Genomic DNA, 25,695 nt, shown 5'->3' with positions numbered 1-25,695 from the left:
ATTACCTTTCCCCATCCTTGTGTTTTCGCGTTGACTGATAGTCACGCCCAATATATATGATTGCCTGCTGTTCTCCGGCTCCCTCCACCGGCATAATAACGCATGGAAATGGCATGCCATAAAAAAGATTGACATGCGAATCCGCCGTCATGACTGCAGTTTTTGGACGATCTGATGATCGTCCCGTCTCTACACTTGAAATCCGAAACCCTTTTGCCTGCAGAGTATCTGCTACCTCTGCCCCTGCACCATCAATTCCACTGGAATTAACAATGAGGACGGAAATACGATCCATTGAGTCCTGGAGCTTTTCCACGCCAGCTTCTTTTGATTCTTTTTTTTCGGCGATACGATGTGCGCCGATCACGCGATCGCCCTCCGCCAGCAGTTCGTCAGAAGAAGGAAAATTGACTTTTATGCTGTTCTCCATCATTCTGCGCAGTCGTTCTGGCATATCGGCACGGTATTTATCGGCATCCCGTTCGGCCTCTTCACGCATGGGGGCTGACAGCTCTCTGCCAACGCCTTCCATGAGCAGTGATCTTGACGCGACAATGTCTGGGATCCAATAGCTCACATCGCCAAGATATGCAGGGGCTCCTGCAGCCATAGCCATCGAAAGCCCATCTGCATCAATGTTTTTAAACCGTTTTGCCAGCGCAATCAACTGCCGCAGAGAAAGATCGGTCTGAACTGCATTCTTTACTTCTCCGATGATGGCAGAGATGCGAGGAAGAATCTCAGGGGATATAAGACGCGAAAAAAAAGCCCGCATGAAGCGTTGTTGGCGTGAAATACGTCCAATATCCCCTTCCCCATCACGATAACGCACATACTGAATAGCATGAGCACCATCCATGTGCTGCATGCCGGGCTGAAGGTCAATGATAAGACCGCCATTGTCGTCCCAGGGGTCTTCATAATACATTCGTTTCTCTACGTTGATATCGACACCGCCGACGGCATCGACAATCCGCTCAAATGCTGACGTGTCAATCAAAATATAGTGCGAGACAGGAACACCAAGCAGCTTGCGAATGGATGCAATTGTCAGATCATGACCGCCAAACGCATACGCATGGTTGATTTTATCATATCCATAGTTTCCAATTTCAACGCGTGTGTCGCGAGGGATGGACAGCAGTGATATCCGATCTTTTTTTTCATCGACGGCGGCAAGCATCAGCGTATCGCTCCGTCCAATGTCGTCATCTCTGCGATCTACTCCCATGAGCAACACATACCCGAGATCGTCAGAAACACTGGTGCCGTCATCGGCTTCCTTTAATGAACTGGAAAAAAAATATCCTCCTGCATAATAAATCGCACACACCAGAATAAATGAAAACGTAAATATAATTCCTGCATACTTAATGAACATACGATCTGTTGTTTTCTTGTCTGATGGAGTTATTTCTGGTTCTTGTGCCATCGATTCGTAAATCTCCCTCTCCGCTTATACCAATTGGATTCAGTATAGCAAAAACAGGCGTTCCGCGCAAATTCTCTGCGTATGATAAGTGGGAGCAATGTAATGCTTACAATAAAACATACTTTCTGCAACCGTGTCGTTTTAATCCTTCTTTACAAAATAAGGCGTTTCATGTAAACTATGATTTATACTTACATGTAGATTTGTAACTGTATATCGGCATGGTGCAATACGGATGGGGATGTTGCCTAATGCTGCAAGGGAGAGGGAATTATGCTTCGACTTCCTGTATCGAAATTAAAAGACGGGATGGTCCTTGGACAGAGCTTGTTCAATACGGCAGGAGGAAGCTATCTTGTTAAGGGACAGCCGGTAACCATTGACTATATTCGGAAACTGCGCCAGATTGGCATTCAATCTGTAACGGTTACTTCCATGGATCCGGCATATAAACTGCCGCCGCCTCCCGATGTCATTGAAGAAAAAACACGAATCAATGCAATCAGTACGGTCTACAATACGTTTCAATCCATTGAAGAGAACGGAACACTTGATACGACGGCATTGCAGAGGGTGACAGACTCCATTGTCTTTGATCTCTTTGAAAATCGGAATAACCTCGTCCAGCTGACCGATATACGTGCCCATGATGCTTATACTTTCGCGCACAGCGTCAATGTGGCCGTACTCTCTGCCATGATGGGCATGCTCTGTCATATGCCAAGGGATGAAATCTCTCTGATTACACTCGGTGGTCTCCTGCATGATCTTGGCAAAGTAGACGTAAGCTCAGATATCCTGACAAAAAATCGAGGACTCTCTGACCGTGAGTTCAAGATAATGAAAAAACATCCACTCGATGGTTCTCGCCGCATCCTCAATGTCAGTGATCTTCCCAAGAAAAGTATTCTGGCAACCATTGCTGCGCAGCATCACGAACATATCGATGGATCAGGTTACCCCAATGGGATTACAGGCAATGAGATGCATCGTTATGCAAAGATCACGGCAATCGCCGATGTCTATGATGCACTAACCAGTGAACGTCCTTACAAAAAGGCCTACATGCCCAATATCGCCTACAATATCATGCATAATATCAGCAAGGGACAGTTTGACCAAGATTTGCTGGATACATTTTTTAACAACGTCGCACTCTATCCAGAGGGGGCTGTGTTAAAGACAACATTTGGCTTCGCCGTTGTGAAAGAGAGTAAGTTTGGACGCACAACAACGCCGATCATCATTCTTTTTGCCGATACAAACGGAAAATTATTGAATGAGCGAAGTGTCATCGATCTCTATGAGACGCCGGATGGAGCAAAATCCATACAGGTTGTTCCTACAGGAAATGAACTCTATCACTTCATCCATGAACTAGGTGTCGACCCATCCTACTACCTCGAAGAGGAACGAAAAAAGGATGCGGCTGCTGGGATAAAATCCTCCGGTGTGACGACGGCGCCGCGTGCGAAGTTGAGTTAAGATACAACGAAGTCCGTTAGCGTATGATAGATCTCGCACATCTTATCATACACTAATGGACTTTTTGTTGCTTATTTTTGCGTTCTCAGGATCACATCGGCCATCTCTCGTACTGTATTACAACGACCGACGGGATAGCCGATCTCTTCAATTTGCTTTCCAAGCCGCAGGAGATGCGGTGGTGTAAGCGAGGCTTGTTCCAACAGCTCTGTATTGCGAAATATGTCACATGGAGCACCTTCTCCGATAACACGTCCATTCGCCAGCAGGATTAAACGTTCGACAGAACGAAGGATATCCTCCATGCTATGTGAGACGAGAACAATGGACATATTACGCTCACGGTGAAGAATCGAGAGCATCGACAAAAGTTCTTCGCGACCACGTGGATCGAGACCGGCTGCCGGTTCGTCCAAAACGAGATAGCGTGGTGCAAGAGCCAATACACCTGCAATTGCCGTACGCCTGCGCTCTCCTCCGGAGAGCGCAAAGGGAGAACGATCCCGATAGACCTGTGGGAGATGAACAAGCGCCATTGACTCTTGCACACGTTGCTCAACCTCGGCTTCGGGTAGGCCTTGGTTGCGCGGCCCAAAGGCAATATCCTCGTAGACAGTTTCTTCAAAAAGCTGATGCTCAGGGTACTGAAAAACCATGCCTACGCGAAAGGGAGCGGAACGATCTTTCATATCATTTTTTTGCGTTCTCTTCCCAAGCAGTACGCCATCCACGGAGACGGTGCCGGAAGTGGGCTGAATCAGCCCGCCGATCAGCTGCATAAGCGTAGATTTTCCTGCGCCTGTTTCCCCTGCTATTGCAGTAAATTCTCCCTCGTTAATGACAAGTGAAACGTCATGAAGTGCCGTATGGGAGAGAGGTGTGTTCTCCATATAGGTATAGGAAACAGAATCTATTTCGATAGACAATGGATCAACTCCTCGTCTGTTAAGATATTTTCCGATAGATGCTTTCCAGCTTGACGCAAGTGTTGTGCAAGATCGGCAGCAAGGGGGAGATCGAGTCCCAGCTGCTGTATACGTTCTGTGTGAGAGAATACGTCTTGCGGCGTTCCATCCATGACAACCTTTCCCTGATCCATCAGAACGATGCGATCCGCAGCAATTGCCTCCTCCATGAAGTGCGTGATATAGATGATCGTTGTCCCCTGCTCTTTGTGCAGTTTTTTCACGGCAGAAAGAACTTCCGCGCGTCCGCGCGGATCCAGCATAGCTGTGGGCTCGTCTAGGACAATACACTGCGTTTGCATAGCGATAGCACCCGCGATAGCAATACGTTGCTTCTGTCCTCCGGAAAGCAGATGCGGTGCATCAGTCGCATGATTACTCATCCCGACCAATGCAAGCGAATCCTCGACACGTGTCCGTATCTCGCTTGGAGGAACACCGAGATTCTCTGGGCCAAATGCTACATCATCCTCAACAACAGCGGCGATCAGTTGATTGTCAGGATTCTGAAATACCATACTGACTTTTTGGCGAATCTTCCACCATTGGGATTCGTCCCGCGTATCCATGCCATCGACGAGACAGGTTCCCGATGATGGCAGAAGAAGTGCATTTAGATGACGTGCTAGTGTAGATTTTCCTGAGCCATTAGCGCCAAGGACAGCGACAAACGCACCGGCTGGAATTTCCAGAGATACATCGCGGAGTGCCTCGTGGTCTTCGTTATCTGTGCCTTGATAGATATGCGTCACATGGTCAAGTGAAAAAAATGATTGTGCTTCCATTCGTCTTTATCATCCCGTATGTTTTCACGGAAGCACTGATAAATTCAGCGCTTCCTTAGACTTTGTTTTCAGGCGAACATGGAATGTCGTACCTTTGCCAAGTTCGCTGTTGAGGGTAATTGAGCCGTGGTGCGCCTCAACTATCTCACGTGCAATGGCGAGGCCGAGACCATTACCGCCCATACGGCGCGAACGCGCTTTATCAACACGATAAAATCGATCAAAGATGCGTTCCTGATGTTCTTTTGCAATACCGATTCCCGAATCTGTGACAGAAAGGCATACCGTGCCGCGTTCCTCTGTGCTCAAGGAAACTTCAATGTGACCATGCTCCGGTGTATATTTCACTGCATTGTCGACGAGAATCAGTATAAGTTGACGTATTTTCTGTTCATCCGCATATATCTCTGCACGTTTGGGCAGGAGCTCTTGGATCGCAATATCTTTCTTCTCGGCAAACGGGCGCATCATGCGTACCGTCTGTCTGGCTGCTGCAGCGATATCCATGCGTACCGGTTTGAACTGTGTTGCCCGTCCATCTGTGCGCGCAACTGTAAGCAGATCACTTACGAGTTTTGTCATTTTTTTTACTTCATCACGTACATCTTCAATGACTTGTTTTAAAAATGGTGATGTTATTGTTGGATCACTGTGAAGAAGATCAGCAGAAGCTAGGACAACAGCGAGAGGGGTGCGCAGTTCATGGGAAGCGTCTGCTGCAAATTGACGTTGGCGCTCATACGCCTCACGGATTGGCTGCATGGCACCACCCGAAAGAATATAGCCGATTGCAGCGGCAAAGATGATGGCGATAACGCCCAATGCCGCTAGTGCTGATGTTGCTTTTTCCAGTCCATTATACATGGCGGTAACGTCTTTTCCTACGTATACCGTTTGCATTGGCATGGGGGGGCTGGATACCGTTTGTGAGATCATCATCACTTTCGTCTGAACGCCGCGCTCACTCGTCTTTGTAAATACGCGTACCTCACGGTCAGACGGATTCCATGTGCCGACGATGTCCAAGACAAAGGATTCGATACGGGATGAGGCACGCGAAAAATTTATGAGACGTCCACGATCATCAAACACATAATAAAAGAGACGATCATTGGTACTGCGATACAGCTGTGCCTCATCTGCATCTGTTCCCGTATGCAGTTCATGATACACCTGAGACTCTGCGACGCTGTTCGCTGTATCCAAAAGTTCCCGCGCCTGCTCAGAAGTAATCGCCCACTGCATCGTCTTGTGCATAGCAAAAAGGAGGACAATAACTAGCCCTCCCATAACAAGTGCATAGCGCAGCATCAACAGCAAGCGGCTGCGTCCAAACAGATTCTGTTCGCTCAATTCGGTGCCTCCAGCTTATATCCGACACCACGTATCGTTTTGATGGAGGCCCCCTCTCCCGCTGCGTCTAACTTCTTTCGCAGCATTTTCATATAGGAGTCGATATTATTCGAGCTGACGTCTGCCTCCAAGCCCCAGATTCGATCGAGGATGATATCGCGCGGAACCACGATTCCGATATTCTGTGCTAGGAGATCAAACAGCTGAAATTCTCGTGGAGAGAGTTGAATGATCTTTCCATTCTTTTCGAGAATATTTGCCGTACGATTCAGCTTAAAACCGCCGATTTCATCAACCTCATGCTGTATACGCTGCGTTGATCGTCTGCCAAGTGCACGCAGGCGCGCCAAAAGCTCAGAAAACTCGAATGGCTTTACGAGATAATCATCCGCACCAGCATCGAGTCCCTTCACTCGATCCTCCACAGAGTCCCGTGCTGTCAGCATGAGAATGGCACGATCATAGCCGTTTCGGCGCAGGCGTGCACAGGCATCGACTCCTGACTCGCCCGGCATCATCCAGTCCAAGATCAGAATATCGTACTCTGTGTAGGTTGCATACGCATAAATATCACTGCCGTCTGTCACCCACTCAACACTGATGTCGTTTTGTTCAAGCATATATTGGATGAGCTTGCCAAGGCGCAGATCATCTTCTGCCAAAAGCACACGCATAATACCATCTCCCTGCTATATCGAATAAAATTATAGATAAGGGGGGTGAAAGATAGCTGAAAAAGGAGCTAACGCATCGCTATGTGCACTGATGCAATCATGCGATAAAAGACAAACATCCCAAGCCCGTAGCAAGTCAGCATAATGACTCCCATCGGAATGGCAGTATAATCACCTGCAATGCCTACCACAGGCATCATGCAGGCTCCCAGCAGCATCGAGAAACACCCGATCAATGCAGAAGCACTGCCCGCATTTTTCCCCTGTCGTGAAAGCGCGAGAGAAAAGCTCGCCGCACCCATCACCGAGAGTGGTATGATGGTAATAAAGAGTAGAATAAAGATAACAGGAAGCGGTGCGGAAACAAAAAATCCAATCAGAAGCAAGCTGCTCCCGATCAGTGGAACAAGTACGGCATATTTCAACATAACGATATCCGGCACACGTCCGGCAAAACGGGCCGGTAAAATTCCGGCAAGGAGAAGCCCCGCTCCAATTACGGCAAAAATCATACTAAATCCCTGTGGAGAGACACCATAGATATTCTGAAAGACGAATGAAGAGCCAGAGAGGTAGGAAAAGAAACCACCAAATACGAAGCACTGCAACAGACAATGTCCGAGAAAATAACGATCATGTAAAAGGATGGGGAATTTCCTCAGAGAATCCATCACGTTCTTGCTGCGCTGTTCTTTGGGGAGCGTCTCTTGATAAGCGAGAGTTGCACCAGCCAGCACTACGCCGATGAGTGTCAATAAAATGAAAGTGGCGCGCCAATTTGCAAAAAGAAGAATCTGTCCGCCGATCACAGGCGCAATAATGGGGGCAAATCCGTTGACCATCATGAGTACAGAAAAGAACCGTGTGAGCTCTGAGCCTTCGCAAACATCACGTGCGATTGCACGTGAGATAACAATTCCGCTCGCCCCAGCGAAACCGGCAAAGAAGCGAAAGAAGAGGAAAAGATATATATTCTGCGCGAGTACGCAGCCGAGCGTTGCACCGACAAAGACAAGCATTCCGATCAGAAGAGGCCTGCGGCGTCCCCAGAGATCACTCCATGGACCGGCAAGAATCTGTCCAAGTGCCATGCCCAGCGTTGTCATAGTAAGCGTCATCTGTACCAATGACGTTGGGACAGAAAAGGCTTCCTGCACCTCAGGCAGTGCCGGGAGATACATATCCGTTGAGAGCGGTGCAATTGCCGTCATAACACCAAGGAATATGGTCAGCCAAAGCCGCGTACGCGCATTCATGTCCATTGTATTTCTCCCTGATCCTCGTTTGCTGTATGTACCAATTGTTTCAAGCAGCGTTTGCAGCAGTTGATTTCTTTCCGCGGCTCATCAGCCATGCCTTTATCGTTTCCCATATTGCAGTTGCAATGACGATTCCCGCTGCGATGGATGCCGCATAGAGGAAGGTCTTTATCCCCTGCGTACCAAATTTATCCCAGTCAGCGGCAACCGCATAGAACATTGTTCGGTAGAGCGAACCACCGGGAACCATGGCGATAACACCGATGATCAAAAAAATTGTTGCGGGGCATTTATAAAAACGTGCCAGAATTTCTGCGGCAAGTGTCGCAAATACAGCTCCAGCAAAGTAACCGGCATACTCATTCCAATCGAGTGCTATGAACAGGATGGTGAATCCCCAGGCAATCATACAGACTACAGCTCCTACACAGGCATCTTTGATATGCCCATGCCAAAGCAGATGAAAAAAGAATCCACCGATGAGAGACGTGAGGAGATAGACCCACCACGTTGTTTGAAAAGCGATGATGGTTCCTGATGAACTAAACGCAAAGCCGGTAGCGATCAGCAGGCTCAGAATAAATGCCTCTGCACTCTTGAGCAGCCCGGAAATCGTTTCCTGACTGAACATATCGCGAATCGAGTTCATGAGGGCAAGCCCTGGGATCACCGGCATAATGTTGCCCATATTTATCGCAGCCGGATGAATATCCATCCCCATCCACATGAATGAGTTGGCAAAAACACCACCGATAAAACTAAGCAAAACAAGGGCACAGTATGGATTCAGTTTTGTTCTGCCAAGCAAATATTGAATGAGCCGAAGAAAAACACCAACGATCCCGGCACATACGGCATCTTCTAAACGCCCACCGAAAAAAGCAGAAAAACTGCCCGCGATAATGGCCCAATAAAATACAGACGCTTTGAGAGAAATCTCATCCATCGTATCAATGTCGCGTATACGCGCCTTTATTTCATCCGAAGTGATGGGACGTGCACAAATTTCTCGTGAAAGTTGATTTAATGCGATCAATCGCTGAAAATCAAAGTTCTGGCCCGGAACACGACGCATCTGTGTAATGACGCCGATGTCCTCCCCACGTATCGTCACAACAATGCTGGAGGTAATGACCATGACATCCACATGGCGAACTCCGTAGGCGCGACATATAAAATTGATCGTTCGCTCTACGCGGCTTACCTCCGCACCCGTTACGAGCATGCGCTGTCCAATATCGATGGCACGTTCCAGAATCTTGTTGATGTTAATTCGTGCTGTTTCGTTTATCATAATGAACATAGTTATAACATGTCTTTATTGCTATGTCACGCTTTTTCAAAGAAAAACAGCAGAACCGTTTTCACAGTCCTGCTGCATACACCATGTACGATATTATTCTACGGTAACAGACTTTGCGAGATTCCGCGGCTTATCTACATCGCAGCCGCGTGTGATTGCAGCATAGTAGGCAAGCAGCTGAAGCGGGATAACCGAGAGAATCGGCATAATGAACTCGTCGGATGCCGGTATGTGCATCACATGATCCACGTACTTTTTCAATTCGGTATCCCCTTCGGCGGCGATACCGATAACAACAGCATCACGCGCCTTGACCTCCTTGATGTTGGAGAGCGTTTTCTCGTAGACATTCCGCTGGGTTGCCAGTGCGATGACCGGAACGCCTTCTACGATCAGAGCAAGCGTACCATGTTTCAGCTCGCCCGCAGCATAGGCTTCCGCATGAATGTACGAAATCTCCTTGAGTTTGAGTGCTCCCTCGAGGGATACGGAATAGTCAAGACCACGGCCAATGTAGAAAACATCCTCATTGAACCCGTACTGCTTGGCAAAGGTCTTGATGGGATCAACATCAGACAAGATCTCTGAAATCTGCGAGGGAATCTCCTGCAGATGCTCTACCAATTCCGACGTACGCTTTGGCGCAATCATTCCCTTGATCTCTGCCATATAGAGTGCAAGCATGAAGAAGAGAACAAGCTGTGTTGTGTATGCTTTCGTCGATGCGACGGCAATCTCAGGTCCTGCCCATGTATAAACGACCTGATCTGCCTCGCGTGCGATAGAGGATCCGACCACGTTCGTAATCGCAAGTGTCTTCGCTCCACGACGCTTGGACTCCTTGAGTGCTGCAAGAGTGTCACTTGTCTCGCCGGACTGCGATACAACGATCAGCAGCGTCTTGTCATCGACGATCGGATCACGATAACGGAACTCTGATGCGACATCCACTTCGACAATGACGCGCGCCATTTTCTCAATATAGTACTTCCCAACGAGTCCTGCATGATATGCCGTACCACAGGCGACAATATAGATCTTGTTGAAGGAATTGAGATATTCGGGGGTCCAAGAAAGTTCTTCAAAAGAAATACTCTTTTTGTCACTCGTAATACGCTGGCTCATCGTGTCACGAACGGCTTTCGGCTGTTCATGAATTTCCTTGAGCATGAAATGCTCATAGCCGCCCTTTTCTGCTGCCTCAGCATTCCATGTGACTTCAAATACCTTCTTGGCAACGGGCTCGCCCTTGCGGTCAGTGATCTCGACACTGTCCTTGTGTACAATGGCAAGTTCGCCGTCCCCCATGATGTAGGTGCGGCGTGTACGGGAGATAATCGCGGGGATATCCGAGGCGATATAGTTCTCCCCTTCGCCGAGGCCAATGATCAGTGGGTTGTCCTGCTTTGTGCAGACAAGCATATCCGGATGTTTGCGGCTCATAAATGCCAGAGCATAAGACCCTTCGATACGACGCAGAACCTCGCGAACAGCTGCAACGAAATCGCCCTGATATACGTCCTCCAGAAGATGAACAACTACTTCTGTATCCGTTTCGGACTTAAATACATGACCTTTTTCGATGAGCTCTTCCTTCAGTGAAAGATAATTTTCGATAATGCCGTTATGGACAATGGCGAAATCGTTGTGACAATCCACATGGGGATGTGCGTTCACATCCGACGGACGACCGTGCGTCGCCCAACGTGTATGACCGATACCGATGTTGCCAATGGGGACATTTCCCTTGATCTTGTCACGAAGTGCAGACAGGCGTCCAACGCTCTTCTCGACACGAATGCTTCCGTTGTCGTAAACAGCGATTCCGGCTGAGTCATAACCGCGATACTCCAGTTTGGACAGACCATCCAGCAGGAACTCTGCTGCCTGACGATCACCGACATAACCAACAATTCCACACATAAAAATACCTCCTGATCGAGTAAAACATCGCTCAGGGATTTCACTCTGACTGCAGCTTTGTCCACGCGGTCACCCGCATGATTTGACCACAGCCTATCGGCAGAGTATGCCGGAAGGCATCCGCTGACGGCTCGACAACCTTCTCCTCGTCCTCTGAGAAAACACCTTCCCAGAGCCAGCGCTAAGATTAATTCTTTTTTATAAATGAAATCCCCCATGCATCAGATGATGCATGGGGACATTCTATCCGATATAGCGCAATAAGTCAATCGTTCACTTCTGCGAGCAGAAAAAATACTGTTGATTCATGACATTTTGGCAACATAGTGACTGAAACTCCCGATGACAAGTTGCGGAAATTCTTCATGAAGAAGATGCATAAAATTTTTCGTCCCAACGGGCATCCCCTCCGCCACCGGCATGACTTGCAGAAATTGTGTTGGATCAATATTGAGATTTCTCATCTGAATCATCTGAACCGGAAGCTCGCGGAAAAATTGCTGCCAAGCATGGAGTTCCTCGGGGCGATCGGTAAATCCCGGAAAATGCAGCAAGTTGATGGAGACATATACTTGGTGTTTCAATGCATAATGGATGGACTCCTTAACAGAGTCCAGCTGATAGCTTGCGCGATAGTATGCATTGTAGCTTTCAGGCCGTGCGCTAATCATGGATACACGCAAAGAATCAAGCCCTGCATCGACAATTTTTCTCATGCCTTCCGGATATCCGGCGTTGGAGTTCATATTGATTTGACCGCGCGTGGTAACGCTGCGTATTTTACGGATTCCATCAGAAATCCGATCCGCGGCAAGCGACGGTTCACCTTCACAGCCCTGTCCAAAGCTGATGATTCCATCCGGGGCGAGCGAGAGATGATAGATGCCGACCTCAGCGATTTCATCTGCTGTCGGTGCGAATGTAATTCGTTCTTGCGGAGACGGACAGCATTCTGAACTCTGTAGGGAGATGCAGCCGAGACAGTTGGCATTACAGGCGGGTGATGTCGGCACACCGCATTCCCAGCGCCGGTAGAACAGGTTCTGTGCCGTGAGGCAATGATAGTTCAGCGAGCAGTTCCCCACCTGCTCTACGATGCGGTTATGGGGGAGCTCTTTCATCGTGCGGCGCACCAGCTTCTTGAGTCCAGTACCATTATAGTTGGATGGATCCCATTTGTCATTTTCGTCCGTATATACGGCAGTCACCCACAGCTGTCCGCGATAGGACAATACGGCCGTATAGCCATATAATGGGAGTAGAGATGCATCATCTGTGCGATGGAAAGCAGGAAGATGGGTTCGGGTATAGCCCTGTGGAAGAATGGCGGCTACGGCAGTGCCATTGATCTCTTCCTCACATCCATCCATACGCAGACCCACCGCCTTATGCGAAGGCATAAACATAAGATCAGCACTGTCAGGAAGCGGAATGAGTTCATCGGGATGAAGTGAAACATTTAATGTGCCAACTCGACCTAACCCCTGTAAATTCGCTGCGTCACAGATGTTGCCGTGATGGTCGGCATAGACTGCGGTAATCCTATCTTTCTTCTCATGCAGAAGTGTCGTCGTTCTCGTTCGTTTCATGATTGCCCTCTTGACGATCTTTCTTCTTTCTATGTGGATTATAGCGGTTCATTGCAAAATCTATCCCCTCCGTTACGATACATGTCACTGCGGGCAAAAGATATGCTATCGCCTCGCGAATCTTTGGCAGATCCTCCGGTGCAAATGGAGCGAGAACGTGGTTGATGACGGTCCGTCCGACTGGCGGACGCCCGATACCAATACGGACACGAGCAAATGCCTCGCTGCCAACATGAGAAAGGATGGATTTAATCCCGTTATGGCCGCCTGAGCTCCCTTTCTTTCGAATACGTACCGTCCCAACAGGAATATCCATATCATCGTGGACAACGATCAAATCTTCACTGCTCAGTTTGTAGTAGGAAAGCATGGGCCCAATCGCTTCCCCGCTGTTATTCATATAAGTCAATGGTTTGACAAGGAAAATTTTTTCTCCGCCGATACGTGCTTCTGCAACAGATGAAGAGAAATCTTCTTTCCATGCAGAAGCGTTTAGATGCTCTGCCAGCGCATCGATCAGCATGAAGCCGACATTGTGCTTGGTATTGGCATACTCTGCTCCGGGATTCCCAAGCCCCGCAATAAGTTTCATTCACTACTCCTTCGTCGGATCACCAACCATAAAGAGATAGGCAAGTACTAAGATGCCAAGAGCAATACGATACCAGCCGAATGCGGTAAAGTCGTTGCGCTTTATGTATCTTAAGAGGAACTGAATCGAGAGAATCGACACGACGAATGCAGTGACCATGCCAACGGCGAGAATAAGCAGCTCTGCTCCCGTGTAGTGCCAGCCAAATTTGACAAGTTTCAGAAAGGATGCGCCAAACATGACAGGAATGGCGAGAAAGAAAGTGAATTCCGTTGCGACATAGCGGCTTGCTCCAAAGATAATGCCGCCAAGGATTGTTGCCCCGGAACGGCTCGTCCCCGGAACGAGCGAAAGCACTTGAAAGACGCCAATGATGAATGCTGTACGATAGTCCAGCGCAGCAAGGCTCTCGACACGCGGCGTCCGACGTTTATTCCAGCGCTCTACGACAATAAAAAGAATACCGTATAGTATCAGCATGGAAGCGACAACAGGCGCGTTCATGAAATGTTCTTCCATATATTTGTTGAACGCGAGCCCGATCACCGCAGCAGGAAGACAGGCAACGATGACCTTCCCCCATAGATCCAATGTCTCACGGCGCTCTGCCCTAGACTTACTTCCAAGGAACGGATTCAGCTTCTTTGCATTCAGCACCACAACAGCAAGAATGGCACCGAGCTGGATGACAACCAAAAACATATCCATAAAGGCAGTTGATACATTCAGTCGAATGAATTCGTCAACGAGGATCATGTGCCCTGTACTGGACACAGGAAGCCACTCGGTGAGTCCCTCAACAATTCCCAGAATAACGACCTTTAGCATCTCCGCCAATGATATTTCCACAGTATTTAAATCCTCCTTCGACCATATCAGCAAAACTACAGCAGTTTAACATTATATATCAAACCGTGTATTTCGCCTACTCTTTTTCTCTCAGTTCTCCATATTACACATATTCTACGTCTTTTTCAATCTCTTAGGGGGCAAATTAGAGGCAAAAATAGAAGAGAATAGATCGTAGTGACGGATCAACCAACAACGAGATTACAGTCAAAAGACGAGCCCTGCGATTTGCACAACTCGTCTTTTTTTCATGCAGCGGATATTCAAAAAGGCAGAGCGTCTTTATGATCGGCAAAGGATGACCAGTGCATGCCCAGAAGTTCCCATACTTCCCCTTACGCAGCCGCATCACTTTACCCAAATCTTTGCAGACAGGTCGCATAGATAAAGCCTCCTTTCAAGACATACCATATATACGGTATATCTTGAAACGAGGATAAAAAATCCTATCTTTTGTACTACCTTGCACATTGGTGATCCATCAGATTATACCGCGTTCCTTCAAACGCTCAATGCCCATGCTCTGATCAATGTAATGACTTTCATCATAATCAAGCGGCATCAGTTGTTTTTTCTTTATTGCAGCAAGATCATCCGTCTTGTCTCCTTCTTCGCGTTTATACTTTACAAACTCCGGATCTGGAATACGGATCGCCCGACCAATCTCACCAATCAAAAAGAACTCACGCGTCGGTCCCCCCTCTGTTACTATATGCTGAAAAACATCATGTCGTCCTTTCGTACTGCATTCCGCTTCGACATCATCAATCGTCATTCCACGGAGTGCGATGAAGTCATTCAATCGTTGTGCATCTACCCAATACTGCATCGTAATACCTCCATCATCTGACATAATCAGCTCCACGAAAATTCATGGAACGAAAGTCATGCAGCTTCCCGCGTTTCTCATGACAAAAATCGAAGCTATGAAAATCGCAGTTGGAGAAATCCGCCTGAGCACCGGACTGATGATTTGTGTCCAACAATCGCTGATGCTCCTTCAACGCACGTTGTATCTCGTCCATAGAAAGCTGTCGCTTATCCATATACTACCATCCTCGTCGTATCTCTGTCAAAGTCACTGCACAGCAGATTCGGAACAGAATGTCTCCTCCGGTGTGGACGCTTGACACACATCATCAGAAGGATTTCCCTCGGCATCATGCGGAAAAATGCGCCGTATCAGAAACGATACGATGCACTAAAAGCACGGCTGGATCGTGCAACGGAAAGAATGAACCGTGCCAAAGTGCAAATGGATGCGCTCGCCAAAGCGGTAAAAACAGATCGGAACGACGTGAGACGCTACAAGATCGTTGCGCCGGAAAAAATAAAAGACAGACCCGGTATTATCGCCGAGGCTGTCTCCGGGAACGAACATTATGCGAGCCTTGTCGCCACCATGCGGGACGATAATTTCGCACTCAAAACATGGACGCTCATGTCTGATGCATCGAAAGAGGAAGAGACAAATAAGCGGATGTATCGTGATCTATAGATGCCCATTCGTTGACAGCAAGCATCATTTTCCGATAAGATATGACTAAGACATGGAAGGGGGGATGAAAACATGGCAATATACACGTACAACGACTATCTGCGGGATCTGCTGAAGGATGCTCCCTGCATCTTGGCATACGACACCGCTGCGGACTACTTAGGTCTATCCAACGGAAGCAGTTTTCATGAGGCGGCCGACATCTACGTACTATCGCCATTGAACTTGAAGGGAACGCGGGAGCACATAATCCCATCCTTCGATACGGTAGACTATGAGCGGCGCAATGGCCTTCTATGCACAACTGTGAATCAAACCATCAATGATCTTTTACGTGCTGATGGCGACAACCAAGTGATACAAGAGAGCCTGGCCGACGTGTACTTTTCCAATGGAGAATCCTTCGATTCACTGCATATTGAAAAGGAACTGCTCCCGCGATTCGAAAAGTACAAGGTATGGGCTATGGAATATTACGACGAGGAATAATTGAGACGATAATAGGGACTGCACCAAGTTGGTGCAGTCCCTATTTATCATCGTTATGTGTGCTAAAGCATAATCGTAACCCGGTACGTCTTTCCGCCCCGTTCAACGGAACCGCGTGTCAGCATTACAGGATGTCCCGGCCATGTGATAAACGTCGGATAATTCATGTCGATGACCTGGCACCCTTCAACTTCTCCCGGATTGCCAAATTTGATGGCCAACCGATTTCGCGTATAGTTAAAGATCCAGTCCGTCAGCTTCTTGTCATCAGTCAGGAAGGAAACCTCCATGTGTATGACGCTCGTACGGTCACCGAGCACGGTGAACGTCTCCCGCAGCGGCGGCGTTCCTTCCATGATCTTCTCAAATACCTGCCGACGCGGCTTTTTATCCTTACAGCTCCAGTTCGGTACATTCGCCCATGTCTGTTCAAAGTCTTCATAAGGCATTCCGCAATACACTTCATAGACTTTCTCCGGATGGCTTGTAACGGCCTCCACATCCTCCTGCCATGTCGAGGCAAACGCCGCAGGCATATAGGCCAGCATACAGAGGAGCAACAGCAACAATCGCTTCATCGTAACTCTTCCTTCCATTCTTCTACGCGGCGATAGAAGGTCGACGGGCTCATACGGCAAATGCGCATCGCTTCCCTTGCCGTCACTTCCCCGTTCTTCCATCGTTCTATCGTCTCTCTGAAATCCTTTGTCGTTTCGACCCGTGGCCGGCCAAAACGCACGCCTTTCCGTCGCGCAAGATCAATCCCCTCCCGCTGCCGCGTGCGTATTTTTTTACGCTCCTGCGCAGCAACGTAACTGAGCAGACTGAGAAACTGGTCTTCCATCAGTTTTCCCAGTTCCCCCATCTCGCGAAACTTGCGGCTGTCAAACAGTGATTCCTGCTCCAGCACGACAATATCAGCACCGATGTTTCGTTTCATATCTTTCCACTCATCGATGATCCCGTCGTAATCGCGTCCCAAGCGATCAAGCGCATCCAGGTAGAGCAGATCCCCTGCGCGGAGAACTCGCTTCATGGATTGGTAGGCCGGCCGTGAAAAGTCTTTTCCGCTCTGTCGATCCACAAAGATAAACCGCTCCTCGATGCCGATCGCTTTCATTTTTTCAATCTGCCGATCAGGATTCTGACTTTTGTCGGAGACACGAATGTATCCTATGTTCATCCTGCCCTCCTTTCCTTCATCATTCGATCAATCTGTTTCAAAACCTCTATGTTACTTTTGAGATGTTTCAAAATGATATACATGATATTTTGAGACACTTTTTCATGCCGGCTGCCACTCTCCTAAAAAGTATACCTTTTGAAAAAGCTGCACACATTTCTGTGCGCAGCTGCAACCCATATTACCGGGCAAAGCCCCGCGACTCGTCTCCCTTGTTGCATTTTTTCAGAGCCGGAAGCAGGATCAGCTCCCTTCTGAGCAGCAGGGACTTTTTCATATACTCTTTGGAGATGTCCGATAGTCCTTCCGTGCTGTCAATCAGCCGGTCGATCTGTGCGGATGCCGCCTTGATTCTCGGCACGATGCGCTGGATCGCACGATGCAGGTCTTCCGGGGGGTCCTTGAATATTTCGTGGTAAAGAACACGCTTGTTATTCATTCGATAAACCGAGTTCAGATTGTACTCTTCCTGCTTAAACTCATTCCCATCTGCCAGCAGCTCTCGTTTTTTTTCATCCGACTTCAATGGCGAAAGGGATGATCCACAATCGTAAATCGGTGCAGGGGATAATGTCCCATCCGTCATCTCAATGAGCCCCCAGTTATCCAGATGACGATCTCCATTGCCAATGAATGCGTCTACAACGAACATATCCCAGAAGTAGTCTTTGATCTTTTCTCGATCCAGGCGGAGCGGTGAATGGTCGAGAACATCCATCACATCTTCAACGGTTGTTGTCCTGCGGGAGGTACTGTCTGTGTCGTTGAGAAGGAACTTGCTGAATTCAACCAAATTCCCTTCGCCGTTTTGACAAAAGAGCTTACAGGCAACAACAATCTTTTCCCTCTTATTCATAGGGTCTATGCACGTTGCGAGGAATGTCTCCTGTGCCGGGATACCGAGATGGCGAAAGATGCTGCATCCGATGTGTTCGGAAAACTGATTATTAATGTAGCTAAGAGATGTTTTCTTTGTCGAACGAACGGGATCAGGAAACTTCACCATGTAGGTACTCCCGTCATAGATCAATGTACGTTTTCGCTCTGAACCGCCAAAGCGATTACTGCGCCATGTTGCATTTGTAATGTCAATCATCTATCAGCCCTCCAAAATACATCAACATTTCCTCACGGTCAGCAGATGTAATATCGCCTTCCTTCATAGCATATTTCGTTTCAGCATAGAGGTGCTGCATCTCTGCACTCATATAGAGACGGTTCTTCTCCTCATACGCCCGGTAGAATGCCGTCATATATTCACAAAGCACCTCTTCATAGTCTTCCGGATTATATTTGTACTCCATCGTTATCGCCTCTCATAGGATTCATAAGCCTGATTACGCCTCATGATAAAGCTTCATCCTCCGGTATCAACTCCCCAAAATAATCAAGGATAGCATCACGTTCATCAGGAGATATAAAGCGCTCCTTCATTGCCTGTTTCGTATCGAAAAAAATCCGCTCCCAGATGCAGGATAAACGCAGCGCGTTTTGTTCCGGAAGTGCCGCATAAAAATTCGTCATGCTCTCACAGAGATAATCAACGTAGTCACTCGGATTATATTTGTACTGCTCCATGCGCCTCGCCTCCTACCTCAATTATACCGCAGAGCAGATGCCGCGACAACAGCTTCTTATTGGTACCCCTCGGGGATGCTGTCATCTCCCTGTGATGCCGTTGGTTCTTCCCTCCGGGGTTCCTCCTCGGCAGGAATCGTCGGATTTTCATCGACGAGGAACAGTCCCCCTTCGCTCTCCTCCATTGTTTTTGAGAGCTCGCTGATCTGACGGCGAAACACGATGTCCCTGCTCACGCTTTCATACTCCTCCAGCACATCAACGATCTTACCGCCGTGCTGAAAGATGGACTGCTGAACCAGGATACACATCGTCCGACTGAAATTCTTTTGCTTTGCGACAAACTCCTCAAATTCCGCTGTCCGTGGGAAGCAGACGGACTTTGTGATCACATTCTTCTCTGCCATTTCCGTTATCCTTTCTCTCCACTACGCGCCTTGTCGCCCAGCAGCTGAAAGAGCGGGCTGTTGATAAATGCGTTCAGCCCCTCTGCCTCGAGGAACACGGCATCGCTTGGATCGTCGATGTAGGCGAGCTCAATCTTCGCCCGTGTGCAGAATGCCATAAGCCGCTTTTCCAGTGCCTCACGCATCAGGATAGAGCCGCCTCCATAGACAGCAACAACATCCACTTCGTTGTTGGCTCTTGAGATGACCTGCTCGGCCATCGTCAGGATTTCCTCCGCCTCATCCTCGAGTGCCGGCATGAAATAGGACATAGCCGCATCATGATACTTGTGTGCAGCATCACGCAGATAGCGGGAGAAATCCTGCCGGGTCACACTCTGCAATCCGAAGTCCCTCTTAAACGGATCCAGCACCCGCTCAATCGCGTGGCCGTTTCCGTTATGCGTCCCCATGATAAAGTCGGGCTTAAAGGAGATTCCCGTCGTGATGGGAAACTCCGTCGTGCCCTCACCGATGGCGATATGAAGGACACGCAGCGTCTTGAACGTTCCGGCGGAGAGGTTCTCGGGCTGATGAATCAGTGTCGGACGGTGCATAAAGGCATGTGCTGCCGTGACGCCCTCGGGGATCGCCTTGACAAAATCAAACTGAATAAAGACGACATACTCCTTTGCCCCGACATACACGGTAACCTTATGCTGCTTGTGCATGAACTTCTCGGCGAATGCGGCCGCCTTTGCCTTCGTGTAGTAGGACACGGGAATCGCTGTCGCCATATCCACATGCACCTTGATCGCATCTCCCGTATCGGGAACAGCTCCGCTCTCCCGATAGCACGCAGCGACTGCCTCTCCTGCGATATGTGCGAGCGTATTCACATAGACAATATCGCTGGACACCTTGTCATTATCTACACCGACGGTGATCGACCGGCACCGCTGCCCGCTCGAGAGTGCATACGCGCCGACGTAGTAGATCGCTCCTTCTACAGAGACAATGAGGTTGTCGTGGATGTGCTTCAGCACATACTCCGGGTTCAGTTCGTCCAAATTCACCAGTTTTCCGACACGCGCAAAAACATTCGGTGCACTGATCCGCTGGCCGTTAATCACCAGATCCTGTTCGGCGTTTCCATTGTCATTTGCCACCAAAAACTGCATGACCGTTCCTCCTCGTCGTTCCTATACTCTTACCATTCATTCAGAAACAGATACGATTTCTATGCTGTGTGCCGCATAAATACATGCGGATGTTCATGCAAATCTTTCATATCCATTCCATCTTTAGTATATGTGACAGGAAATGGAAAAAATTCCTATCTTTTTTACTTTCCTGTTAGAACTTGATGAGAAACACAAAAGCCGGATGCAAAACATCCGACTTTCGTTCATGATTCACTTGCTGCAGCTGCGCTCAGTCTTCCATCAGCGCATCGTCTGCGGGCATGTCGTCAACATCTCCGCAGTACATTTCATAGATTTCTTCATCCGTCATTGTGTTCACCTCCTTCAGCGGGCGGCCTCCTGTGCCTTATTCTGCTCCGCACCCTTGACTGCGATGATAAAGAGTGTCTGCGACGGCACCTTCCCGCTGCGTGCCAGCGAATCGAACGCCGCCTGTGGCACAAGAGCCTTCATCGCCGCTTTTACGTGGCTCTGCTGCCATTTCAGCTCATTTAGTGCCTTACGTGCCGCACGAATGACATAGTTTGTCTCTTTGGATGGCTCGCGAATCTCCTTTGCCAGCAGCTGGATAAAGGTTTTTTCATAGTCCTTCGCGGGAATGACTTCCTGAACATCCGCGCCCAGGATCGCGTCCAGCCGTCGATTAGCTTCAAGGCGTGCCTTCATGTATGTACCGTAGTCGAGGTTCTGGAAGTCGTAGACTTCCTTTTTCGCCTGATAGCTCTTATTGGCCGCTTCCTTCGCGTCCATGACCATCAGGAAGTAGTTGTCCCCCTTGAACGTGCCGCGCTCGGTGCGCCGTGCAAGATAGTCGATCATATCGTGCAGATAGGCATCCCGCCGCAGTTCCGGTGTCGGCGCGAGTGCGGGAACGCCTTTCCCTGACACGTCGGCCATATTGAAGAATTTCTTCGTATACGGCTGCTTGTCTTTGGTAAAGAGCACAAAGGTAACGGCTTTTGCATCCTTACGGATGGTGATGTCGGGGTTTGCCCCTGCCTCCTTGGCGGGAATCCAGCGATTATCCTGACTGCCAATATCCAGCTGATGCTGAACGGCGGGCAGCATATTCGCAACAGGCGGGTAGAACGACTTGTGTTCTCCATCCCTGCCCTGATAGATCAGGACAGGCGCATGGATGTTTTGCCGCTCTTCGTACGGTTTCTGCCAGACGGCATTCCCGCTGGCATGGGCTTCCTGCATACGGTCACTAAAGGCTTTGCTTGCCTCGCTGACCAGCTCTTTTGTCGTCTTCTTTTCCTGCGGCTTTTTTGCCTGGGTTTCCTTCTCCGGCTGCTTTTCCTCCTGCTCTGCCATTGGTTTTGCCTCCTCCTGCGCTTCCTTGCGATGTTCCTCCGCGTTCAGCTTGTCGGCGATTGCCTGTGCTTCCTGTGCCGTCAGTGCCTCCCCGCGTTCCTTCTCCTCCGCATTCAGCTTGTCGACGATTTCCTGCGCCTTTTCTTTGTTCTCGTAGAAACCTCCTGCATAATCACGGTTGCCGCTGTAATCAACAGCGGACGTGTCCTTCCTGCGCTGCGCCTGATACATCATGATTCTTTTCTCTGGGCCAGGAATCGGATTGCTTGAGACAAACCATTCGCTCTGCATGTTGTTCCTCCTTTGCTCACGCGCCTCAACATTACGCTCCTCTTCTTTCTGCGGAGCATATATAACAGGATCATACAGGCTTGTATAATCCTTCCCGTAGGCAAAATCCTCCCGCTGCTGCAGCATCTTCATTTATGTTGCCATTTTCTTCCGGCATACGCGCACCTCCTCTGCATCAAAAATCCGGCATTGGCTGTGACTGATAGAATTTTCTTCCTGTATCCGCCTCATAGGATTCGAGCATGACCCGATCTCCGGGATCACCGGGGTTAAAGAAGTGATAGGAGCCGTTCATCTGCTGCTCTTCCTGCCGCTGCTTGTCTGCCGTATCCTGCATCTGGCGAACGTTGCGGATCTGGATCTGATCCCCCATGGCATTTGAGAGCTGCATGATGGCCATCTGCTTGATGGCTTCGATCTGCACTCCTGCCTGACGTGCCTGTGTCTCTCCGACCGCCTGATTCGAGTTTTCCAGTGCCGTTTGGAGTGCCGTCATGATCTGATCCATGTCCTGGTAGCGGTTGATGGTGTTCTGCGTTGCCGTTGTGTAGCTGTCCGACATGAATTTGCTCGTCTTGCGGTAGTCGATCGCCTTGCCCGCAACACCATCGTCATAGTCCCGCTCAAAGGCTTCCGGATGGAGGTCGATGTTCGTCCGGTTTTCTGCCATGGAGTGATAAAGGATCTTGATGTCCTTCATCCCCTGCTTTCTGCTCTCCTCCGGGAGCTTTCTGGCGTTTTCCTCCTCGATGCCGAGTTTAGCCGTCAATTTTTCGAGCCAGGAAACGAACTTCGTCCCATAGAGGATGCTCTTGATATGCCGCGTGTAGTCATAGACGTTGCCCCCGTTCGCGGCGAGGTCTTTCAGGGCAAAGGGGGACGGTGCACTGTCCGCCCAGGAGATGCTTGTGGGGCTGTAATAGTTCGGCGGATCATAGGGTTCTGTTACGCCCGGAATCGACCACGCATAGCCGATGCCGGCAGCCCCCATAAAGCATGCGCAGAGTGCTGCGGTCACTTTCTTTGACCGTTTCCATCGTTTCATATCTGATCTCCTCTCTATTATGTGCCGGGCAGGAACTTGAACCCGTTGCCTATGCCAAACTGCTTGATGACCAGCTGGGATAGCTTGTCTCCCATCATGACAAACAGGAAGCAGACCAGGGCGAGTTTCAGCAAAATAGCGACCTGAAGGACGTGCTTGGTCTTTTGGATGGAGTTTGATGCTGTCACGACCTTGCGCCAATATCCGCCGCTGCGGTCACCGTTCCATGCCCCCGCTGCTTTTTCCCAGCTGCCGTTTGCATCATAGAGTTCCAGCAGGTGATGACGCGCCACGGCGGTCTGCACATTCTCCGGCCACGGCGTCGTTGCCGGCGGGAATTGATCTTCCCAAGCCCCGCTGTAGGGTCTCGACTGATACCCCGGATCGCTCCATGCCTCCGAGTCGTCTGCCCATGGCATCGGCGGCGGCTCGAATCCCGCTCTTTCGCACCAGACGTTCCAGTATTCGTAGCTGATCTGGTACGCACCGTAGCCCCATCCATCCTGTGAGGGTGTCTGGAAGGGATGCTCCTGTCCACCGGTCTCGACACGGCGGATTGCCTCGAGTACCTCATCGATGCCCTCGCGCCCGCCGAAGTTGCCGTTGTTATTCTTCATTGCCTCTTCTACGGGGACAGTCTGCACATGGATGAGATCATCCACCACCATGTTCGACATGACGGACTGCAGCATCAGAGCAAAGAAGCAGAAGAAAAACAGTTTGATCGAGGCACTGAAGATGCCGTTCATGCTGTTCTCTGCATAGCGGCGTGACCACTTGTGTCCCGCAAACATAAAGTTCGCCAGGCTGAACACGGCAACGAAGTAAAACTCGAGGTACGCTAGGATGATCTCAAAGGCAAAGAGCAGGAACGAGCCAAAGATAATGAGGAGGAAGATGCTCCCGAACAGTCCCGTGACGATTTTGTTGAGCCAGTCAAATCCGCTCGAATCCGTTTCGTTGAGAACGGTAAAAATCGGCTCGATGATCTGTGCGCCCTTTGTCACGAGTGCTGTCGGATCGACGAGCATCGCCTTTGCCTGAGTGAGATCTACACCGCTCGTGGCTGCGCCCAGGCTGAGGAAGAGGTCGCGTGATCCGTTGATAAGGAACGCGCCCCAGTAGGTGATGGTGTAAAAGAGCAGCAGATAGAGCAGCATCTTGAGTGCCAGCAGCTTAAAGATGCTGAAGCTCGGCTCCTGTCCTTTCTCCCGATCGACGCTCATCAGGATGTAGGTGAGCGCGAGATCAATCGTCATGAGGATGCCGATCACGTACTTGATGATGTCCTTGAGGAGATCCACCGCCTTGGTACACGCGAGGGCAATGGTATCTATCGCTTTCTTGACGGGCTCCATAAAGGCAAATGCCGCATCCCAGACCATGCGCTTTCCCTGACGGCTCGCTGCAAGGCCGTCATCTGTCGCATTGTCCGGAAGCCACGGCGCATACGGATGATAGAGCGCCGGACTGATCGGCGAGTCATTGATCCGTACTTCAAAATGCAGATGCGGTCCCGTTGATACGCTAGTCTCCAATGCCGGCCCCAGATACCCGATCAGCTGCCCGCGCTTCACATGCCTGTCAACACCTCCCATGATGGCAGCAGCCGGAAGATACCCATCGTTTGGGTCGAGGTCACCATACACAGTCTCAAACCTGCTGCCATCGGGTGAAGTATGCTCAATAACTACAAGACCATCAAATGAGTACTTATAATCCGCATAGGTAACTATTCCATCTGCAACAGCATAGACAGGCTCATGTGCCTCGCCGCCGATGTCGATGCCGTTGTGTCGGCGCACCACCCCCGTGATGGGATGCGTACGCCCCGAGCTGAACGGACTGGTCACCTGGATCTCGTGGCCATGCAGCGGCGCATCCATCATCAAGAGCGCGGCCGCACTCACAGGTGTGGATGATGCCAATAGGAAAAGGACAAGTAGCAGCAAAATGTATCTCGATTTCATGTGCGGAATCCTCTCATACAGATATATATTCATAGTACCCCAGAACATCTGTGAAATTTTCCTATCTTTTTTACACTTTAACGATATAAGCGACTATATACAGTTGTTATCTTGTGCAAGGTGCGGTATAATGGAAGAAGGAGGGAGGTGGACGATGAAGAATATATTACGGCACAGAGAGTATGTTGGCTCGGTGGAGATCGACGAGCATGAGGGATTCCTCTATGGGCGCGTGCTCGGGATCCAGGAGAAGATCACGTACCGTGCAGAACGCGCGGACGAACTGGTCAGACTGTTTCGAGCGGAGATTGATGCGTATCTTGACCGCTGCGCACGGGAAAACGTTGCGCCGGAGATACCGTACAAGGGCAGCTTCAATGTCCGCATTTCCCCGGCACTGCACCGCCGGCTTGCGATCCATGCGATCGCAGCGGGGACGAGTCTCAACCGCCTGATCGAGCACATTCTGTCTTCATACGCGCCGCTCTATGAGTCGCCAAAGGATACATCGGTACGATAAGGAG

The 25,695-nt window shown here is 49.5% G+C and carries 27 protein-coding genes; 4 read left to right on the top strand and 23 right to left on the bottom strand.

Annotated features, from left to right (window positions below):
* Position 1: 1 nt before the first annotated feature.
* The gene (locus tag ADJ74_RS09785; RefSeq protein ID WP_050343884.1) at positions 2–1,432 is read right to left on the bottom strand and encodes an LCP family protein; all 1,431 of its coding nucleotides are present in this window, start codon (positions 1,430–1,432) and stop codon (positions 2–4) included.
* A gap of 273 nt (positions 1,433–1,705) precedes the next feature.
* Here ADJ74_RS09785 and ADJ74_RS09780 point away from each other — a divergent pair, with 273 nt between their 5' ends.
* Positions 1,706–2,917 carry an HD-GYP domain-containing protein gene (locus ADJ74_RS09780; RefSeq protein WP_050343882.1) on the top strand — a complete coding sequence of 404 codons (1,212 nt, stop codon included), beginning with the start codon at positions 1,706–1,708 and terminating at the stop codon, positions 2,915–2,917.
* A 71-nt stretch (positions 2,918–2,988) separates the two neighbouring features.
* Here the strand turns inward: ADJ74_RS09780 and ADJ74_RS09775 are convergent, their stop codons facing one another.
* The 12 genes from ADJ74_RS09775 to ADJ74_RS11320 all read right to left on the bottom strand — a co-directional run bounded on the left by ADJ74_RS09775 (position 2,989) and on the right by ADJ74_RS11320 (position 15,255).
* Positions 2,989–3,843: an energy-coupling factor transporter ATPase gene (locus ADJ74_RS09775; RefSeq protein ID WP_050343880.1), complete on the bottom strand. Its 855-nt coding sequence runs from the start codon at positions 3,841–3,843 to the stop codon at positions 2,989–2,991.
* On the bottom strand, positions 3,828–4,667 hold the full coding sequence (locus ADJ74_RS09770; RefSeq protein WP_050343877.1) for an energy-coupling factor transporter ATPase: 840 nt from the start codon (positions 4,665–4,667) through the stop codon (positions 3,828–3,830). The genes ADJ74_RS09775 and ADJ74_RS09770 overlap by 16 nt, the downstream gene beginning before the upstream one ends.
* 24 nt (positions 4,668–4,691) lie before the next feature.
* Complete coding sequence (locus tag ADJ74_RS09765; protein WP_050343875.1) at positions 4,692–6,020, bottom strand: cell wall metabolism sensor histidine kinase WalK; 1,329 nt, start codon at positions 6,018–6,020, stop codon at positions 4,692–4,694.
* On the bottom strand, positions 6,017–6,694 hold the full coding sequence (locus ADJ74_RS09760; RefSeq protein WP_009442141.1) for a response regulator transcription factor: 678 nt from the start codon (positions 6,692–6,694) through the stop codon (positions 6,017–6,019). The genes ADJ74_RS09765 and ADJ74_RS09760 overlap by 4 nt, the downstream gene beginning before the upstream one ends.
* Before the next feature lie 68 nt (positions 6,695–6,762).
* Complete coding sequence (locus ADJ74_RS09755; RefSeq protein WP_050343873.1) at positions 6,763–7,956, bottom strand: multidrug effflux MFS transporter; 1,194 nt, start codon at positions 7,954–7,956, stop codon at positions 6,763–6,765.
* Positions 7,957–7,999: 43 nt separating this feature from the next.
* Positions 8,000–9,256 carry a threonine/serine exporter ThrE family protein gene (locus ADJ74_RS09750; protein WP_006689486.1) on the bottom strand — a complete coding sequence of 419 codons (1,257 nt, stop codon included), beginning with the start codon at positions 9,254–9,256 and terminating at the stop codon, positions 8,000–8,002.
* Positions 9,257–9,349: 93 nt separating this feature from the next.
* Positions 9,350–11,179, bottom strand: a complete 1,830-nt coding sequence (glmS, locus tag ADJ74_RS09745; protein ID WP_050343871.1) for a glutamine--fructose-6-phosphate transaminase (isomerizing) — start codon at positions 11,177–11,179, stop codon at positions 9,350–9,352.
* Between the two features lie 305 nt (positions 11,180–11,484).
* Complete coding sequence (locus ADJ74_RS09740) at positions 11,485–12,768, bottom strand: radical SAM protein (protein WP_050343869.1); 1,284 nt, start codon at positions 12,766–12,768, stop codon at positions 11,485–11,487.
* On the bottom strand, positions 12,734–13,360 hold the full coding sequence (gene pth / locus ADJ74_RS09735) for an aminoacyl-tRNA hydrolase (protein ID WP_050343868.1): 627 nt from the start codon (positions 13,358–13,360) through the stop codon (positions 12,734–12,736). The genes ADJ74_RS09740 and pth overlap by 35 nt, the downstream gene beginning before the upstream one ends.
* Positions 13,361–13,363: 3 nt before the next feature.
* A complete protein-coding gene (locus ADJ74_RS09730; RefSeq protein ID WP_071844311.1) occupies positions 13,364–14,209 on the bottom strand; it encodes an undecaprenyl-diphosphate phosphatase in 846 nt (281 codons plus the stop codon).
* A 481-nt stretch (positions 14,210–14,690) separates the two neighbouring features.
* Positions 14,691–15,038, bottom strand: a complete 348-nt coding sequence (locus ADJ74_RS09725) for a hypothetical protein (protein WP_050343865.1) — start codon at positions 15,036–15,038, stop codon at positions 14,691–14,693.
* Between the two features lie 13 nt (positions 15,039–15,051).
* The gene (locus ADJ74_RS11320; protein ID WP_050343863.1) at positions 15,052–15,255 is read right to left on the bottom strand and encodes a hypothetical protein; all 204 of its coding nucleotides are present in this window, start codon (positions 15,253–15,255) and stop codon (positions 15,052–15,054) included.
* Positions 15,256–15,335: 80 nt separating this feature from the next.
* Here ADJ74_RS11320 and ADJ74_RS09715 point away from each other — a divergent pair, with 80 nt between their 5' ends.
* Entirely contained in the window at positions 15,336–15,707 is a 372-nt protein-coding gene (locus ADJ74_RS09715; RefSeq protein WP_084708981.1) for a hypothetical protein, read from the top strand.
* Positions 15,708–15,779: 72 nt separating this feature from the next.
* Complete coding sequence (locus ADJ74_RS09710) at positions 15,780–16,196, top strand: hypothetical protein (RefSeq protein ID WP_050343858.1); 417 nt, start codon at positions 15,780–15,782, stop codon at positions 16,194–16,196.
* A 62-nt stretch (positions 16,197–16,258) separates the two neighbouring features.
* On the opposite strand, the gene ADJ74_RS09705 is transcribed toward ADJ74_RS09710, so the two are convergent.
* The 10 genes from ADJ74_RS09705 to ADJ74_RS09660 form a co-directional block, all read right to left on the bottom strand.
* Positions 16,259–16,774: a hypothetical protein gene (locus tag ADJ74_RS09705; RefSeq protein ID WP_050343856.1), complete on the bottom strand. Its 516-nt coding sequence runs from the start codon at positions 16,772–16,774 to the stop codon at positions 16,259–16,261.
* Positions 16,771–17,379 (bottom strand): recombinase family protein, encoded by a 609-nt coding sequence (locus ADJ74_RS09700; RefSeq protein WP_050343853.1) that lies wholly within the window; start codon positions 17,377–17,379, stop codon positions 16,771–16,773. The genes ADJ74_RS09705 and ADJ74_RS09700 overlap by 4 nt, the downstream gene beginning before the upstream one ends.
* Positions 17,380–17,560: 181 nt before the next feature.
* Positions 17,561–18,475 (bottom strand): HipA domain-containing protein, encoded by a 915-nt coding sequence (locus ADJ74_RS09695; protein ID WP_050343852.1) that lies wholly within the window; start codon positions 18,473–18,475, stop codon positions 17,561–17,563.
* A complete protein-coding gene (locus ADJ74_RS09690; protein WP_050343850.1) occupies positions 18,468–18,683 on the bottom strand; it encodes a hypothetical protein in 216 nt (71 codons plus the stop codon). Before ADJ74_RS09690 ends, ADJ74_RS09695 begins: the two co-directional genes overlap by 8 nt.
* A gap of 40 nt (positions 18,684–18,723) precedes the next feature.
* Complete coding sequence (locus ADJ74_RS09685) at positions 18,724–18,957, bottom strand: hypothetical protein (RefSeq protein WP_050343848.1); 234 nt, start codon at positions 18,955–18,957, stop codon at positions 18,724–18,726.
* Positions 18,958–19,013: 56 nt separating this feature from the next.
* Positions 19,014–19,364, bottom strand: coding sequence for a hypothetical protein (locus ADJ74_RS09680; protein WP_050343845.1), 351 nt, complete (start codon positions 19,362–19,364; stop codon positions 19,014–19,016).
* 5 nt (positions 19,365–19,369) lie between these two features.
* A complete protein-coding gene (locus ADJ74_RS09675) occupies positions 19,370–20,524 on the bottom strand; it encodes a ParM/StbA family protein (protein ID WP_050343843.1) in 1,155 nt (384 codons plus the stop codon).
* Between the two features lie 348 nt (positions 20,525–20,872).
* Positions 20,873–22,156: a hypothetical protein gene (locus tag ADJ74_RS11370; protein ID WP_216594519.1), complete on the bottom strand. Its 1,284-nt coding sequence runs from the start codon at positions 22,154–22,156 to the stop codon at positions 20,873–20,875.
* 175 nt (positions 22,157–22,331) lie between these two features.
* Positions 22,332–23,201, bottom strand: coding sequence for a hypothetical protein (locus ADJ74_RS09665; protein WP_253271699.1), 870 nt, complete (start codon positions 23,199–23,201; stop codon positions 22,332–22,334).
* Positions 23,202–23,218: 17 nt separating this feature from the next.
* Positions 23,219–25,171 (bottom strand): peptidoglycan DD-metalloendopeptidase family protein, encoded by a 1,953-nt coding sequence (locus ADJ74_RS09660; protein WP_050344277.1) that lies wholly within the window; start codon positions 25,169–25,171, stop codon positions 23,219–23,221.
* A 154-nt stretch (positions 25,172–25,325) separates the two neighbouring features.
* On the opposite strand from ADJ74_RS09660, the gene ADJ74_RS09655 reads away from it, so the two are divergent.
* The gene (locus ADJ74_RS09655; protein ID WP_050343841.1) at positions 25,326–25,691 is read left to right on the top strand and encodes a type II toxin-antitoxin system HicB family antitoxin; all 366 of its coding nucleotides are present in this window, start codon (positions 25,326–25,328) and stop codon (positions 25,689–25,691) included.
* Positions 25,692–25,695 lie beyond the last annotated feature (4 nt).

The sequence above is a fragment of the Selenomonas sp. oral taxon 478 genome (assembly GCF_001189555.1).
GTDB lineage: Bacteria > Bacillota > Negativicutes > Selenomonadales > Selenomonadaceae > Centipeda > Centipeda felix.
The sequence above is the reverse complement of the archived record's forward strand: the minus strand, read 5'-3'. Positions and strand labels throughout refer to the sequence as shown.

Excerpts from the sequence above, each read along its gene's own strand:
- ADJ74_RS09700 (WP_050343853.1), bottom strand. The coding sequence starts at position 17,379 with ATGAACATAGGATACATTCGTGTCTCCGACAAAAGTCAGAATCCTGAT.
- ADJ74_RS09725 (WP_050343865.1), bottom strand. The coding sequence starts at position 15,038 with ATGCAGTATTGGGTAGATGCACAACGATTGAATGACTTCATCGCACTC.
- ADJ74_RS09710 (WP_050343858.1), top strand. The coding sequence starts at position 15,780 with ATGGCAATATACACGTACAACGACTATCTGCGGGATCTGCTGAAGGAT.
- ADJ74_RS09755 (WP_050343873.1), bottom strand. The coding sequence starts at position 7,956 with ATGGACATGAATGCGCGTACGCGGCTTTGGCTGACCATATTCCTTGGT.
- ADJ74_RS09655 (WP_050343841.1), top strand. The coding sequence starts at position 25,326 with ATGAAGAATATATTACGGCACAGAGAGTATGTTGGCTCGGTGGAGATC.
- ADJ74_RS09770 (WP_050343877.1), bottom strand. The coding sequence starts at position 4,667 with ATGGAAGCACAATCATTTTTTTCACTTGACCATGTGACGCATATCTAT.
- ADJ74_RS09665 (WP_253271699.1), bottom strand. The coding sequence starts at position 23,201 with ATGAAACGATGGAAACGGTCAAAGAAAGTGACCGCAGCACTCTGCGCA.
- ADJ74_RS09785 (WP_050343884.1), bottom strand. The coding sequence starts at position 1,432 with ATGGCACAAGAACCAGAAATAACTCCATCAGACAAGAAAACAACAGAT.
- ADJ74_RS09680 (WP_050343845.1), bottom strand. The coding sequence starts at position 19,364 with ATGGCAGAGAAGAATGTGATCACAAAGTCCGTCTGCTTCCCACGGACA.
- ADJ74_RS11370 (WP_216594519.1), bottom strand. The coding sequence starts at position 22,156 with ATGCAGAGCGAATGGTTTGTCTCAAGCAATCCGATTCCTGGCCCAGAG.
- ADJ74_RS09780 (WP_050343882.1), top strand. The coding sequence starts at position 1,706 with ATGCTTCGACTTCCTGTATCGAAATTAAAAGACGGGATGGTCCTTGGA.
- ADJ74_RS09690 (WP_050343850.1), bottom strand. The coding sequence starts at position 18,683 with ATGGAGTACAAATATAATCCGGAAGACTATGAAGAGGTGCTTTGTGAA.
- ADJ74_RS09660 (WP_050344277.1), bottom strand. The coding sequence starts at position 25,171 with ATGAAATCGAGATACATTTTGCTGCTACTTGTCCTTTTCCTATTGGCA.
- ADJ74_RS11320 (WP_050343863.1), bottom strand. The coding sequence starts at position 15,255 with ATGGATAAGCGACAGCTTTCTATGGACGAGATACAACGTGCGTTGAAG.
- glmS (WP_050343871.1), bottom strand. The coding sequence starts at position 11,179 with ATGTGTGGAATTGTTGGTTATGTCGGTGATCGTCAGGCAGCAGAGTTC.
- ADJ74_RS09685 (WP_050343848.1), bottom strand. The coding sequence starts at position 18,957 with ATGGAGCAGTACAAATATAATCCGAGTGACTACGTTGATTATCTCTGT.
- ADJ74_RS09760 (WP_009442141.1), bottom strand. The coding sequence starts at position 6,694 with ATGCGTGTGCTTTTGGCAGAAGATGATCTGCGCCTTGGCAAGCTCATC.
- ADJ74_RS09695 (WP_050343852.1), bottom strand. The coding sequence starts at position 18,475 with ATGATTGACATTACAAATGCAACATGGCGCAGTAATCGCTTTGGCGGT.
- ADJ74_RS09740 (WP_050343869.1), bottom strand. The coding sequence starts at position 12,768 with ATGAAACGAACGAGAACGACGACACTTCTGCATGAGAAGAAAGATAGG.
- ADJ74_RS09750 (WP_006689486.1), bottom strand. The coding sequence starts at position 9,256 with ATGTTCATTATGATAAACGAAACAGCACGAATTAACATCAACAAGATT.
- pth (WP_050343868.1), bottom strand. The coding sequence starts at position 13,360 with ATGAAACTTATTGCGGGGCTTGGGAATCCCGGAGCAGAGTATGCCAAT.
- ADJ74_RS09705 (WP_050343856.1), bottom strand. The coding sequence starts at position 16,774 with ATGAAGCGATTGTTGCTGTTGCTCCTCTGTATGCTGGCCTATATGCCT.
- ADJ74_RS09675 (WP_050343843.1), bottom strand. The coding sequence starts at position 20,524 with ATGCAGTTTTTGGTGGCAAATGACAATGGAAACGCCGAACAGGATCTG.